Origin of the sequence: Aquibium carbonis, assembly GCF_003970795.1 — a bacterium.
Lineage (GTDB): Bacteria > Pseudomonadota > Alphaproteobacteria > Rhizobiales > Rhizobiaceae > Aquibium > Aquibium carbonis.
Genome location: NZ_RWKW01000054.1, coordinates 1 through 13,507, shown reverse-complemented (window position 1 = coordinate 13,507; position 13,507 = coordinate 1). Strand labels below are relative to the sequence as shown.

The following is a 13,507-nucleotide window of genomic DNA, read 5'->3' as shown; positions in this document are numbered from 1 at the left end:
TTCCATAACCAAAGCGCCTGCGCGACGCAAGCTTTCGCCGGGGGCAACCGGCGCCCCGACGCCGCGCGGCAGACGTCCTACCCGATCGTCCGCTCCAGTAGCCCGATCCAGTTCCTGAAGGCGATCTTCTCGATCAGGTCGCGGCCATAGCCGCGGGCCTCCATCGCCTCGATCAGGCGCGGCAGGCCGGCGACGTCGCGAATGGCGGCCGGAATCGGCGCGCCGTCGAAGTCCGAACCGAAACCGACACCGTCCTCGCCCAGCGCCTCCAGCAGCGCGTCGACATGCGCCAGCATCACGTCGAGCGCGGTGTCGCCGCCCATCCGCCCGTCCGAGCGCAGGAAGCCGGTGGCGAAGTTCAGCCCCACCATGCCGCCCGTCTCGCGAATCGCCGAAAGCTGCCAGGCCGTCAGGTTGCGCGCCGAGGGACAGAGCGCGTGCACGTTCGAATGGGTGGCGACCAGCGGCGCGTCGGAGATCGCAGCCACGTCGCGAAACCCCTTCTCGTTCAGGTGCGACAGGTCGACGAGGATCCTCAGCCGGTTGCAGGCGCGCACGAGATCCTTGCCCGCGTCCGTCAGGCCGGGTCCGGTGTCGGGCGTCGAGGGAAAGCGGAACGGCACGCCCTCGCCGAAGGCGTTGCGCCGGCTCCAGACGGGACCGAGCGAGCGCAGGCCGGCGGCGTGCAGCACGTCGAGCAGGGCGAGGTCGGGACCGATCGCCTCCGCGCCCTCGATGTGGAACAGCGCGGCGATCGAGCCCCGGTCCATCGCCGAGCGGATGTCGGCCGCGCTGCGGCAGACCGTCAGCGCGCCATCCGACGCACGTTCCAGCCGAAACAGGATCGACGCCATGGCGACGGTGGCGGCCATGGCGTCGCCCTGCGCCAGTTCGGGCGGCAGCAGGGCGTCGTCGCCGGGTGGCGGCGTGGGCGTAGAGAAGTCGATCGGCCCGAGCGGCGGCGGAAAGACCGCGAAGAATCCGCCCGCAAAACCGCCTTCCCGTGCCCGCGGAAGGTCGATGTGGCCCTTGCGCGTACCGTCGAGGAAGAGCCGTTCCGGCTCCGCCACCTTGGCGGCATGGAGCCGGAGCAGCGTGTCGTTGTGGCCGTCGAAGACCGGGACGATGGCGGATGATGTCATGGGCGGACGAAGCGTCTCCGTTGCGGGGTCTCGTGCGGCCCCTCCCCGGCACGCCCGCCAAGTCGTATCCGAGCGGGGGTGGCAGGGCAAACGGGAACGCGGCGGCTCTCCGGGGCCTGAGCCCGGCGGGACGGACCCGGCGTCAGCCGTCCAGCGCCAGTTCCACGATCACGTCCCCGGCGCGCACCTGGTCCCCGGGCTGGGCGCGGACGGCCGTCACGGTCCCGGCAGCGCCGACGTCGAGCACCGTTTCCATCTTCATGGCCTCCACCATCCCCACCCCCTGCCCTGCTTCGACCCGGTCGCCGGCCGCCACCGTCAGCGCGCGCAGGGTCCCGGTGACGGGTGACAGGATGAGCGACGGATCGGATGCCGCCTGAGGCCCGGCAAGACGATCCGGCTCGCAGAACCGCCAGGTACGGCCGTCGCGGTCGAGCCAGACGTCGCGGCCCTCGGCGAACACGGTGGCGACGACCAGGCTGGACGGCGCGCCAGAGCCCTCTCTGCGCACGCCATGAATCCGCCCGTCTTCGATCCGCGCCTCGGCCAGCCCGGCATCGAGGCCGTCCACCGAGACGCCCGCATAGCGGCCACGTTCGAAACGGACCACGGACTCGAACCGCGCGCCCTCGCTGTCGAGCGTGATCGGGCAGGCCGCGATGCCCGTCGAGCGGAACCAGCCGCCCGGCGCCGACAGCGCCAGCCAGGCGGCGGCCAGTGCGACCGTCTCGCGCGACGGCGGCTGCGGACGCATGAGCGCGGCGTCGGTGGCGATCCAGCGGTCGATCAGATCGGTGGTCACCGCTCCGGCCTCGAATTCCGGCGTCGCAAGCAGGTCCAGCAGGAAGGCGCGATTGGTCTTCAAACCGAACAGCGGCCGTTTCTCCAGCGCCCGCATCAGCCGGCGGATCGTCTCGTTCCGGTCGCGCCCATGCGCGATCAGCTTGGCGATCATCGGATCGTAGAACGGCGTCACCACCGTGCCGTCCGCCACGCCGGTGTCGATTCGCAGGCCGGGCTCGTCGGCGCCGACGACGGGCCGCCAGCCGCGCACCGTCCCCGTCTGCGGCCGGAAGCCCGACCAAGGATCCTCGGCATAGAGCCGCGCCTCGATCGCGTGGCCGTCGAAGACCACGTCCACCTGGCCGAGCGGCAGCGGCTCGCCCGCGGCCACGCGGAGCTGCCATTCCACGAGGTCGAGCCCGGTCACCATCTCGGTCACCGGATGCTCCACCTGCAGCCGCGTGTTCATTTCCAGGAAATGATAGCCGCCATCCGCCCCGACGATGAATTCCACCGTGCCAGCGCCGACATAGGAGACCGCCCGGGCGCAGGCGACCGCGTCACGCGCCATGGCGATGCGACGGGCGGTGTCGGCACATGGCGACGGGCTCTCCTCGATGATCTTCTGGTGCCGCCGCTGCGCCGAGCAGTCGCGCTCGCCGAGATGGATGCAGCCGCCAAAGCGATCGGCAAAGACCTGCACCTCGATGTGGCGGGCGTCTTCGACCAGCCGCTCGAGGATCAGGTCGCCATCGCCGAAGGCATTCTCGGACTCCCGCCGCGCGCTCTCGATCGCTGCCGCGAGGTCGCCGGGCGATCGCACCCGGCGCATGCCGCGCCCGCCGCCGCCGGCCGATGCCTTGACCAGCAAAGGAAAGCCGATCCGCTCCGCCTCGGCGGCGAGTTGTTCCGCCGACTGATCCTCGCCGTCATAACCCGGCACCACCGGCACGCCGGCCTTCGCCATCAGGATGCGGGCGCGGGCCTTGTCGGCCATGGCACGGATCGCTTCGGGCGGCGGCCCGACGAAGATGATCCCGGCCGCCGCGCAGGCCTGCGCGAAATCCGCGTTCTCCGACAGGAAGCCGTAGCCGGGATGCACCGCGTCGGCGCCGGCCAGGCGGGCGGCGGCAAGGATGGCATCAGCGTCGAGATAGGAACGCGCCGCCTCCGCCGGCCCGATCCGCACGGAGCGGTCGGCCATATGCACATGCGGCGCGCCGGCATCTGCGTCGCTGTGCACCGCCACCGTCGAAATCCCCATCCGCCGCGCCGTGCGGATGATGCGGCAGGCGATCTCGCCGCGATTGGCGATGAGGAGCGTGCGGATCATCGTCGTGCGTCCTTCGAGGCTCGCTTCGCTCGCACCTCAGGATGAGGAGCGCGGGCGTTTGCCGCCCCTCTGCAGCGTCGGACCAGAAGAACTGCTCGCGAACTGCGCAGCCGGTCCTCATCCTGAGGTGCGACCCTGAGCTTGCCGAAGGGGAGCCTCGAAGGACGCACCACCCTCACCCCCGCGCCCTGTTGCCCGTCCCCGGCAGCGTGCCTTCCAGCTTGGCTATGATACCGAGCATGATCTCGTCGGCGCCGGCCCCGATGGAGACGAGCCGCGTGTCGCGCCAGGCGCGGCTGACCGGGTTGTCGGCCGTGTAGCCCATGCCGCCCCAGTATTGCAGGCACGAATCCGTCAGTTCGCGCGCCAGCCGGCCGGTCTTCAGCTTGGCCATGGAGGCGAGCCGCGTCACGTCGGCGCCGGCCACATGCTGCTCGATCGCGCTCCAGGTCAGCGCCCTGAGCGCCTCGACCTCCGTCCTGAGTTCCGCCAGCCGGAAGTGGACCACCTGGTTGTCGAGGATCGGCTTGCCGAAGGCCTGCCGCTGGCCGGTATAGTCGATCGTCAGGTCGATCAGCCGGTCGAAGCCCTTCAGCGAACTCGCCGCCGAATAGAGCCGCTCCTCCTGGAACTGCAGCATCTGGTAGGTGAAGCCCATCCCCTCCTGGCCGATCAGGTTTTCCTGCGGCACCCGCACCTCGTCGAAGAACAGCTGCGCGGTGTCGGAGGAATGCATGCCGATCTTGCGGATCTTCTGCCGCGTGATCCCCTTCGCGTCCATCGGCACGCAGATCAGCGACTTGTTCCTGTGCGGCGGCCCATCCGAGGTGTTGGCGAGCAGGCAGCACCAGTCGGCCTCCATGCCGTTGGTGATCCACATCTTGGTACCCGAGATCACCCAGTCGCCGCCGTCCCTGCGCGCGATGGTCCTCACCGCCGCGACGTCCGAGCCACCGCCGGGCTCCGACACGCCGAGGCAGCCCACGACGTCGCCCGAAATCGACGGCGCGAGGAAGTTCCGCTTCACGTGATCGGAGCCGAAGCGGTTGAGCGCAGGCGTGCACATGTCGGTGTGGACGCCGATCGCCATCGGCACGCCGCCGCAATGGCAGGCGCCGAGTTCTTCGGCCATCACCATGGAATAGGAGAAGTCGAGCCCGAGCCCGCCATAGTCGGGATCGTACTTGACGCCGAGCAGGCCGAGATCGCCCATCTTCTTCAAGACGTCGTGCGAGGGAAACCCCTCGGCCGCCTCCCAGGCGTCGACATGGGGATTGAGCTCGGTCTCGACGAACCGCGCCACCGTGCGGCGCAGGCTCTCGTGTTCGGCCGTGAAGTGCATGTGGTTTCCTCCCATTTCTGTATGGCCGCACCCCCTCCACCGCCTTCGGCGGTCCCCTCCCCCGTAAACGGGGGAGGATCCAGCGCCAGATCCTCCCCTGCGAAGCGGGGGAGGGGGACCGCCGAAGGCGGTGGAGGGGGCGTCGCGTGCGCTACCCCCGCGCCACCCCGAAGCTGTTCGCCCGCAGCACCCGCGCATCCCCTTCCGCCGCGATCCGCAGGCAGAGCGCGAGCACGCGCCGCGTGTCCCTCGGATCGATGATGCCGTCGTCCCAGAGCCGGGCGGTGGCGTAAAGCGCGGTGGACTGCGCCTCGACGCCCGCGCGGATGCCCGCCGTCATTTTCGCCAGCGCCGCTTCGTCGACCGCCCCGCCGCCCTTCCCCCGCGTGACGATCTCCATGACCTTCGCCGCCTGCTCGCCGCCCATCACGGCAGTGCGGGCCGTCGGCCAGGAAAAGATGAAGCGCGGCGAAAACCCGCGCCCGCACATGCCGTAATTGCCGGCGCCATACGAGCCGCCGATGACGATCGTGAACTTCGGCACGCGCGCGTTCGCCACCGCCTGGATCATCTTCGACCCGTGCTTGACCGCCCCGTCGCGCTCGGCGGCCGAGCCCACCATGTAGCCGGTCGTGTTCTGCAGGAAGAGCAGCGGCGTGCCGGCCTGGTCGCAGAGCTGGATGAACTGCGCCGCCTTCAGCGAGCCCGTCGGCATGATCGGACCGTTGTTGGCCAGGATGCCGACCCGATGCCCGTCGATCGCGGCATGGCCGCAGAGCGTGTCGGGCGCATATTCCGCCTTGAACTCGAAGAAATCCGAGCCATCGACGAGGCGCGTGATGACCTCCTTCATGTCGAAGGGCTGGCGGCCGTCGGCCGAAACGATCCCGAGCAGGTCCTCCTCGTCGAACAGCGGCGACGCGACGGCCGCCGCCGGCTCCACCATGTCCCAGGCGAGGTTGCGCATGATCTCGCGGCCGATGGCCAGCGCCTGCAAATCGTCCTCGGCGACATGTTCGCCAAGGCCGGTGACGCGGCCGTGCAGGTCGGCCCCACCGAGGTCCTCGTCGGTCGCGTCCTCGCCAATCGCCGCCTTCACCAGCGGCGGCCCGGCGAGAAAGATCTTCGAGCGGTTACGCACCAGGACGACGTAGTCCGACAGGCCGGGCAGATAGGCCCCGCCCGCCGTCGACGACCCGTGAACGATCGCCACCTGCGGGATGCCGGCCGCCGACAGCCGCGCCTGGTTGGCGAAGGAGCGCCCGCCTTCGACGAACATCTCGGCCTGGTGGAGCAGGTTCGCCCCGCCGCTCTCGACGAGGTAGATCAGCGGCAGCCTGTTCTCGAAGGCGATTTCGTGCAGTCGCAGCGCCTTCTTCAGCCCGATCGGCGGGACGGTGCCGCCCTTGATGCCGCTGTCCGACGCCGAAACGATGCAGCGCCGCCCGGCCACCACGCCGATGCCGGTGATCGTGCCGCCGCCCATGATGTTGCGGTCGCCGTCATCGTCATGCATGCGCAATCCGGCGAGCGTCATCAGTTCGAGGAAGGGCTGGCCGCGGTCCAGCAGCCGCTCGACACGCTCGCGCGGCAGGATCTGGCCGCGTTCGGCGAAGCGGTCGGCGCGTGAGGCCGAGTTGGCGCGGACCTTCGCCTCGAGGTCGCGCACCTCCGCGAGCTTTGCCGCCATCGCCTCGGCATTGGCCCGAAAGGTGTCGGAGCGCGGGTCGAGCCGCGAGGCCAGCGCCGGCATCAACACGCCCCCGCGACGGCGAGGCATCGCGTCGCACCGCCGCAACATTCCGCCTTCAGAAAGCTTTGAAAGGTCAATGCCGGCTCCTCCTCCCGCAGCATCAAGGCTAATCAACGTTGACGTAAACGTCAATCGGCTGGTAAGGGAGGCCATCGCCGGACGGCGTCGTTCCGGCATGCGACATCAACGGGCGGATGAATCGTTCGCCGCACCAGGGAGACTGACATGAGCCTCGACCAGATTGCATCCAAGATCGGCGAACGCCTGACCGGCACCGGTTTCGACCGGTCGGTGAAGATCGACCTCGGCGCCGACGGCGCGATCCTGATCGACGGCGAAAGCGCCACGGTCGGCGACGGCGAGGCCGATTGCACCATCTCGATGAGCATGGACAATTTCGAGTCCCTCATCGCCGGCGACCTGAACCCGACCGCCGCCTTCATGACCGGCAAGATGAAGGTGGCCGGCGACATGTCGGCGGCCATGGCGCTCAGCCAGGCGCTCTGAGCGCCAGTTGGAGTATCGGGGCTAGTAACGCCTCTTGGCGGCGTCGCCTTCCGGCGCGCCGCCACCGATCCGGCGTCGATGGACGACGTTACGCCGCCATCCGCCGACGCTCCGAACCCTTCGCCTTGCGGCCCGACGCCTTCAGTGTGCCCTTTGCCCCGTCGAGCCAGCCCTCGATGAGTTCGAGAGCCAGAAACCGGCTCTTCTCGTAGGGGCCGGGCATCGACAGCGCGTCGGTCTTGTTGGCCGTGAACCCGAAGCGGGCATAGTACGGGGCGTCACCCACGAGCAGGATCGCGCCGTGACCGAGCCTGCCTGCCTCGGCAATCGCCTGGCGCATCAGCGCCGAACCGATGCCGCCCGACTTGACCGAGGGATCGACCGCGAGCGGGCCAAGCAGCAACGCCGTCGCTCCGCCCTCGCCCGCCGTGACGTCCCAGAGCCGAACCGTGCCGACGAGCCGGCCGTCCGCGTCCTTCGCCGATAAGGCGAGGCCTTCCGACGGACGGCGTCCCCGCCGCAGCTTTTCCGACGACTTGCGCTTGCGGCCGAGACCCATGGCCCGGTCGAGCAGCGCCTCGCGCGCGGCGACGTCATGCGGTTGCTCGGCTGCGATGGCGACCCTCTCCTCCACGAGGAGAGAGGTAACCGGCTCCGCCGCCACGCCCATCATTGCAAGTTTGTTGTTCATGTCCGCGATCCTTCACAAGCGGATGAATTGTCCACGAGCGAACCCGTCGCCGGGGACGGATCCCCGGCGGCAGGCATGATCTGGCGGCGTCCGGCTGCTTGAGCCGGCGAGCCGTCAGATCACGTAGGATCGGAGCGGCTCGAAGCCGTTGAAGGCGACCGAGGCATAGGTCGTCGTATAGGCGCCCGTGCCCTCGATCAGCACCTCGTCGCCGATGGTCAGCGACAGGGGCAGCGGATACGGCGTCTTCTCGTACATCACGTCGGCCGAATCGCAGGTCGGGCCGGCCAGCACGCAGGCGCCGAGCTCGCTGCCGTCCCGCGGGGTCACGATCGGGTAGCGGATGGCCTCGTCCATCGTCTCGGCCAGACCGCCGAACTTGCCGATGTCGAGGTAGACCCAGCGCACATTGTCGTTGACGGCCTTCTTGGAGATCAGCACGACTTCCGACTTGATGACGCCCGCATTGCCGACCATGCCGCGGCCCGGCTCGATGATGGTCTCCGGCAGCTGGTTGCCGAAATGCTTCGACAGCGCCTCGAAGATCGCCTGGCCGTAGGCCTGCGCCACCGGCACGTCGCGCAGGTAGCGGGTCGGGAAGCCGCCGCCCATGTTGACCATCTTGAGCACGATGCCCTCGTCCGCCAGCGTCGCGAACACGCGCTTGGCGTCGCCCAGCGCGCGGTCCCAGGCGGTCAGGTCGCACTGCTGCGAGCCGACGTGGAACGATACGCCATAGGCGTCGAGACCGAGCTCGCGCGAGCGGCGCAGCACGTCGACCGCCATCGCGGGCACGCAGCCGAACTTGCGCGACAGCGGCCACTCGGCGCCCTCGCCGTCGGTCAGCACGCGGCAGAACACGCGGCTGCCGGGCGCGGCGCGGGCCACCTTCTCGACCTCTTCCACGCAGTCCACCGCAAACAGGCGGATGCCGAGCTCGAAGGCCCGCGCGATGTCGCGCTCCTTCTTGATGGTGTTGCCGAACGAGATGCGATCGGCCGGCGCGCCGGCGTCCATCGCCATCTCCACCTCGGCGACCGAAGCGGTGTCGAAGGACGAGCCCATGGAGGCGAGCAGGCGCAGGATCTCCGGCGCCGGGTTCGCCTTCACCGCGTAGTAGATCTTGCTCTGCGGCAGCGCCTTCTCGAAGGCGCGGAAATTGTCGGCGACCACGTCGAGATCGACCACCAGGCAGGGGCCGGCGGGACGACGGGTGGCGAGGAAGTCGAGGATACGCTGGGTGGCCATCGGGGTCTCTCCATTCGCGCCAGCAAGGCGCGCACAAGCAGGCTCTGCGACGCCGGCCGTCAGCCGCGCGAACACAGGGTGGACAAAGTCGAGACGTCGATGACGTGGAGCCAGCCGGTGGAGACCCCGGAACCACGCAATGCCGTCTCGCGGCGATGGATCACGACCGCCCGGCCGTAATCCGCTTTGTCTGCCTTGGCTTGGATGGGAGATCCCAACCGCACTGCCGGCAATGATGGTGTGCCTCTTCAGTAACCCCGGTCTTTGGACGACCGGAAGAGAACCAGAAAGGCCCGCACCGTCGTTGCTTCAAGGTGTCCTCGGATCGGCGGTTGGCCGTCGAACCGACCGGAGGGGTTAGCTCCGGTTACCTTACCGATTTCCTCGCCATTCGAGGGATCGGCGGACACCCACAGGCACGTGCGACTTTGGGCAAGGCGGATATAGGGACAGCGTCTGTCACAATCAACGGAAAATATGCCCCTCGACGAAAAACTTTGGCTGGGCGGCGCCCGCCGGTTTTCCTGCCTTTTCGATGACGCAGGGCATGGCCGAACCGCTTCGTCCCGCTTGCGCAAACGTTCTTGCTGAACGATGCTCGCGCCGACGTTTCACCTGCAGAGACAATGACCCGCCGCATGCACGACCCGTACAAAGCCTTTCTCGACCGCGACGGGCCCGCGCCCGAAAGCGCCGCCGCCGGGCCGCTGGCCGGCCTGACGCTGGCGGTCAAGGACATCTATGATATCGCCGGCCAGAAGACGGGCGGCGGCAATCCGCAGAAGCTGGCCGAGGCGGAACCCGCGCAGCGCACCGCGCCGGCCGTGCGGGTGCTGCTCGACGCGGGTGCCCGCTTCATCGGCCGCACGCAGACCGACGAACTGACCTTCTCGCTGATGGGCCAGAACGCGCACTATCCGTTCCCGGTCAATCCGGCCGCACCGGCCAGGGTGACGGGCGGATCCTCCTCGGGTTCGGCGGCGGCGGTGGCGGGCGGTCTGGCCGACATTGGCCTTGGCTCCGACACGGGCGGCTCGATTCGCGGCCCGGCGAGCTTTTGCGGCCTCGTCGGCCTGCGTCTCACCCATGGCGCGGTGTCGCTCGAGGGCGCCATGCCGCTGGCGCCCTCCCTCGACACCTTCGGCTGGTTCGCCAGGGACATCGAAACCTATGAGCGCGTGGCCGACGTGCTGCTTCCCGCCGGCCACGAATCGGCGCGCGACTGGAAACCGTTCCGGATCGCCATCCTCGACGCCCTCGTCCTCGGCCCCGCCGAACGCGCCGAATACGAGCGCATGGTTGCCGTCGCCGCGCGCGTGCTCGGCACGCCGGAATCGGAAGCCGCCTTCACGCAGTCGATCGACGACCTCTACTGGGCCTTCCGCCGCCTCCAGGCGGCAGAGGCCTGGACCGTCCACGGCCCTTTCATCTCGTCCGGCGACCGCCGGCTGGGGCCGGGCGTCAAGGAGCGCTTCGAGTTCGGCGCCACCGTCGACGCGGCGACCGTGGAGCGGGAAAGCGTCGTGCGCGCGGCCTTCAAGGCCGGCCTGGCGCGGATGCTGGGCGCGGACGGCCTCCTCGTCCTGCCCACCATGCCGGGCGCGGCGCCGCTCACCGACACCGGCTTCGACGCCATCCAGGCCTACCGCGAGCGCGCCCTGCGGCTGCTCTGCCTCTCCGGGTTGTCGGGGTTGCCGCAGATCACCCTGCCGCTCGGCACCGTCGACGGCGCGCCCTTTGGCGTCTCGCTGTTGGGGCCGGAAGGCAGCGACCGCGCCCTCATTCGCCTTGCCCGCACCATCCTCGCCAGTACCGGAACCGCCTGAGATGGACACTCTCACCCGCATGCGCGCCTTCATCGACGTGGTCGAGGCGGAAGGGTTCTCCGCCGCCGCGCGCAAGATCGGCCGATCCAAGGCGCTTCTGTCGAAGTACGTCCGCGAACTGGAGGACGATCTGGGCGCGCTGCTGCTCAACCGGACCACCCGCCAGTTCTCCATGACCGAGGCCGGCCACACCTATTACAAGCGCGCGGTCGAGATCATCCGCGAGATCGACAGCCTGGCCGACACCGTGCGCGAATCATCCGGCGACGTGCGCGGCCGCATCAAGCTCTCGGCCCCGCGCACCTTCGCCGACGCGCCGATCGGCCAGTGCCTGATCGACTTCGCGCTCGCGCATCCCGACATCGTGCTCGACATCAACCTCGACGACCGTTTCGTCGATCTCGTCGAGGAAGGGTTCGACCTCGCGATCCGGATTTCACGGCTGGAGAACTCCTCGCTGATCGCGCGGCGGCTGTCGCCTTTCAGTGTCCGGCTCTGCGCCTCCCCGGCTCTCATCGAACGCGTCGGCATGCCGCAGAGCCCGCAGCAGCTGGCTTCTCGTCCCTGCATCATCGACACGAACGGCCGCTGGCTGGCGAACTGGCCGTTCAAGGGCGATGGCGGCGAGATGCTGAGCGTCGCGGTATCGGGGCCTATCGAGGTCAACAGCCCCCTCGCCGCGCGCGCGGCCGCCGTCTCCGGCCTCGGCTTCTCGATCCTGCCGGATTTCATCGCCGCGCCCGAGATCGAGACCGGCAACCTCGTCGCGCTGATGGACGAGCGCATGTATTCCGGCGGCGGGATCTTCGCCGTCTACCCGCACCGCCGCTATCTGCCGGCCAAGGTTCGGGTCTTCGTGGACTTCCTCGTGCAGTGGTTCAGGGACAGGGGCTCGTCCTGACGCATCCCGCCAGTCCCATTTTCGCCCGCTTTGTGGTAGACATCGATATGCAAATCACCACATCCGGCAGGGACACCGGCAGCCTCCGATGAATGCTTTCGCGAGATCGGCCCTCCTATCCACAGCATGCGCCGCGGTGCTCGCCGTTCCGCTGCCGGCCTTCGCCCATCCCCATGTGTTCGCCGAGGCCCGGCTCGACGTGACCGTCACCCCGGAGGGAGACGTGCGGTCGCTTCGCCACGTCTGGCGATTCGACGATCTCTTCTCGTCCACCGTGCTGCTGGAGTTCGACGCCAATGGCGACCTCAAGCTCGACGCGGAGGAACTCAAGGAAGTGTCGCGCGTGGTCTACGAGTCCATTGGCGATTATGGCTATTTCCAGATGGTGCGCGCCAATGGCAAGCCGGTGGCGATGCGCCCGCCGCCGGGCCTGATGGTCGACTACCAGGACGACCAGTTGATCATCCTGTTCGAATCGGAGCCCGAAAACGAGTTGAAGCTCGCCGGCAGAATCGATTTCGGCGTCTACGACCCGACCTTCTATACCGCGATCGACTTCCTCGACGATGACACCATGGCGATCGACAATCTGCCGGGCGGATGCAGCCGGGCGGTCGTGCGACCCGACCCCGACGAGGCCATCGCCCAGAACCAGGCATTCCTGACCGAAGAGTTCTTCAGCGATCCCGAAAGCAACGACATCGGCAGCCTGTTCGCGACCCGGCTCGAAATCACCTGCGGAGCAGCCGGCTGATGAACAGGACCGTCGTGCGGACCGTCTTCGCGGTCCTCGCCATCACCTATGTGCTCACGCATTTCCTCGGCCATGCCCATGCGCAGAGCTCGCTCGGCATCGGATCCAACGAGGCGATGCTGCCGCAGACGGGCCTTTTCGGCAGTCTGATGAACTGGGTCAACGTGCAGCAGCAGGGCTTCTATCGCGCGCTCACCGGTGCCCTGAAGGCAATGCGCGACGACGGCTCGAAGCTCTGGGTCCTCGTCGGCCTGTCCTTCGCTTACGGCGTATTCCACGCCGCCGGTCCCGGCCACGGCAAGGCGGTCATCTCCTCCTACATGCTGGCCAACGAGGTGGCGCTGCGGCGGGGCGTCATGCTGTCCTTCGTCTCCGCCCTGCTCCAGGGCGCAACCGCGATCATCGTGGTCGGCCTGGCTTTCCTCGTGCTGCGCGGCACTTCGGTTTCGATGACGGATGCCACCCGGTTTCTCGAAACCGCGAGCTATGCCCTCGTCACCGCCTTCGGCGCCTGGCTGCTCTGGAAGAAGCTCGCGCCGCGCGTCGCCCGGATGATGGGCCGCGCGCCCGCGCACAGCCTGTCGGCGGCGGCTGTCGGACATGCAGCGCATCGACATGATCACGCGCCCGCCGACGACCATCATCACGGACATCACGGACACGGCGACCATGCGCACGATCACGCCGCGCATGCACACCATCACCATGATCACGCGGCAGGCGAGGTCTGTGCCACATGTGGCCATTCCCACGCGCCGGACCCGGCCATGATCTCGGGCGACCGTTTCGACTGGCGCACGGCCTGGTCGGCGGTGGCCGCCGTCGGCCTGCGGCCCTGCAGCGGCGCGCTGATCGTGCTCACCTTCTCGTTCCTGAACGGGCTGTGGCTCGGCGGCATCGTCTCTGTGCTGGCCATGTCGATCGGCACCGCGATCACGGTCGCCACGCTCGCCACCATCGCCGTTACGGCCAAGAACGTCGCCGTCGCTCTGGCCGGAGACGGCCGCACCGGCAACGTCATCCATGCCGGCATCGAGATCGGCGGCGCGGCGCTGGTGTTCCTGCTCGGTCTCGTGCTGCTGACAGCGAGTTTGAACGCTTAAAGCGTGTCGCGTCCAATACGGTTCATTCTGCCGGGGATGGTTTGGGACAAGGTCGAGGTCTCCGTCGATCGTCGGGCTGGTGGCCCGGCGGAGACGAAGACCGACGAATTTGGCCCAAACCGGC

General features: G+C 68.5%; 11 protein-coding genes. 5 read left to right on the top strand and 6 right to left on the bottom strand.

Translation table 11 applies throughout. The features are described from left to right. Window positions 1-77: 77 nt before the first annotated feature. The 4 genes from EJC49_RS15030 to EJC49_RS15015 form a co-directional block, all read right to left on the bottom strand. Window positions 78-1,142, bottom strand: a complete 1,065-nt coding sequence (locus EJC49_RS15030; protein WP_126700758.1) for a dipeptidase — start codon at window positions 1,140-1,142, stop codon at window positions 78-80. Window positions 1,143-1,284: 142 nt separating this feature from the next. Then, window positions 1,285-3,258: an acetyl/propionyl/methylcrotonyl-CoA carboxylase subunit alpha gene (locus EJC49_RS15025; RefSeq protein ID WP_126700757.1), complete on the bottom strand. Its 1,974-nt coding sequence runs from the start codon at window positions 3,256-3,258 to the stop codon at window positions 1,285-1,287. A 175-nt stretch (window positions 3,259-3,433) separates the two neighbouring features. Continuing rightward, on the bottom strand, window positions 3,434-4,600 hold the full coding sequence (locus tag EJC49_RS15020; protein WP_126700756.1) for an acyl-CoA dehydrogenase family protein: 1,167 nt from the start codon (window positions 4,598-4,600) through the stop codon (window positions 3,434-3,436). 151 nt (window positions 4,601-4,751) lie between these two features. Then, on the bottom strand, window positions 4,752-6,353 hold the full coding sequence (locus EJC49_RS15015) for an acyl-CoA carboxylase subunit beta (protein ID WP_126700755.1): 1,602 nt from the start codon (window positions 6,351-6,353) through the stop codon (window positions 4,752-4,754). 225 nt (window positions 6,354-6,578) lie between these two features. Here EJC49_RS15015 and EJC49_RS15010 point away from each other — a divergent pair, with 225 nt between their 5' ends. Then, a complete protein-coding gene (locus tag EJC49_RS15010; protein ID WP_126700754.1) occupies window positions 6,579-6,860 on the top strand; it encodes an SCP2 sterol-binding domain-containing protein in 282 nt (93 codons plus the stop codon). Between the two features lie 88 nt (window positions 6,861-6,948). Here the strand turns inward: EJC49_RS15010 and EJC49_RS15005 are convergent, their stop codons facing one another. Both EJC49_RS15005 and EJC49_RS15000 read right to left on the bottom strand, forming a co-directional pair. Continuing rightward, on the bottom strand, window positions 6,949-7,530 hold the full coding sequence (locus tag EJC49_RS15005) for a GNAT family N-acetyltransferase (RefSeq protein WP_126700786.1): 582 nt from the start codon (window positions 7,528-7,530) through the stop codon (window positions 6,949-6,951). Between the two features lie 135 nt (window positions 7,531-7,665). Then, a complete protein-coding gene (locus EJC49_RS15000; RefSeq protein WP_126700753.1) occupies window positions 7,666-8,799 on the bottom strand; it encodes a type III PLP-dependent enzyme in 1,134 nt (377 codons plus the stop codon). Window positions 8,800-9,425: 626 nt separating this feature from the next. Here EJC49_RS15000 and EJC49_RS14995 point away from each other — a divergent pair. From EJC49_RS14995 to EJC49_RS14980, 4 genes are all read left to right on the top strand, one after another. After that, complete coding sequence (locus EJC49_RS14995; protein ID WP_126700752.1) at window positions 9,426-10,625, top strand: amidase; 1,200 nt, start codon at window positions 9,426-9,428, stop codon at window positions 10,623-10,625. A gap of 1 nt (window position 10,626) precedes the next feature. Further along, complete coding sequence (locus EJC49_RS14990; RefSeq protein WP_126700751.1) at window positions 10,627-11,526, top strand: LysR family transcriptional regulator; 900 nt, start codon at window positions 10,627-10,629, stop codon at window positions 11,524-11,526. A 136-nt stretch (window positions 11,527-11,662) separates the two neighbouring features. Continuing rightward, window positions 11,663-12,280 (top strand): DUF1007 family protein, encoded by a 618-nt coding sequence (locus EJC49_RS14985; RefSeq protein WP_342635358.1) that lies wholly within the window; start codon window positions 11,663-11,665, stop codon window positions 12,278-12,280. Beyond that, window positions 12,280-13,383 (top strand): nickel/cobalt transporter, encoded by a 1,104-nt coding sequence (locus EJC49_RS14980; RefSeq protein ID WP_126700749.1) that lies wholly within the window; start codon window positions 12,280-12,282, stop codon window positions 13,381-13,383. Before EJC49_RS14985 ends, EJC49_RS14980 begins: the two co-directional genes overlap by 1 nt. Window positions 13,384-13,507 lie beyond the last annotated feature (124 nt).

Coding starts and splice junctions, on each gene's coding strand:
- EJC49_RS15020 (WP_126700756.1), bottom strand. CDS start 4,600: ATGCACTTCACGGCCGAACACGAGAGCCTGCGCCGCACGGTGGCGCGG.
- EJC49_RS15000 (WP_126700753.1), bottom strand. CDS start 8,799: ATGGCCACCCAGCGTATCCTCGACTTCCTCGCCACCCGTCGTCCCGCC.
- EJC49_RS14995 (WP_126700752.1), top strand. CDS start 9,426: ATGACCCGCCGCATGCACGACCCGTACAAAGCCTTTCTCGACCGCGAC.
- EJC49_RS14980 (WP_126700749.1), top strand. CDS start 12,280: ATGAACAGGACCGTCGTGCGGACCGTCTTCGCGGTCCTCGCCATCACC.
- EJC49_RS15005 (WP_126700786.1), bottom strand. CDS start 7,530: ATGGGCGTGGCGGCGGAGCCGGTTACCTCTCTCCTCGTGGAGGAGAGG.
- EJC49_RS15030 (WP_126700758.1), bottom strand. CDS start 1,142: ATGACATCATCCGCCATCGTCCCGGTCTTCGACGGCCACAACGACACG.
- EJC49_RS15015 (WP_126700755.1), bottom strand. CDS start 6,353: ATGCCGGCGCTGGCCTCGCGGCTCGACCCGCGCTCCGACACCTTTCGG.
- EJC49_RS14990 (WP_126700751.1), top strand. CDS start 10,627: ATGGACACTCTCACCCGCATGCGCGCCTTCATCGACGTGGTCGAGGCG.
- EJC49_RS15025 (WP_126700757.1), bottom strand. CDS start 3,258: ATGATCCGCACGCTCCTCATCGCCAATCGCGGCGAGATCGCCTGCCGC.
- EJC49_RS15010 (WP_126700754.1), top strand. CDS start 6,579: ATGAGCCTCGACCAGATTGCATCCAAGATCGGCGAACGCCTGACCGGC.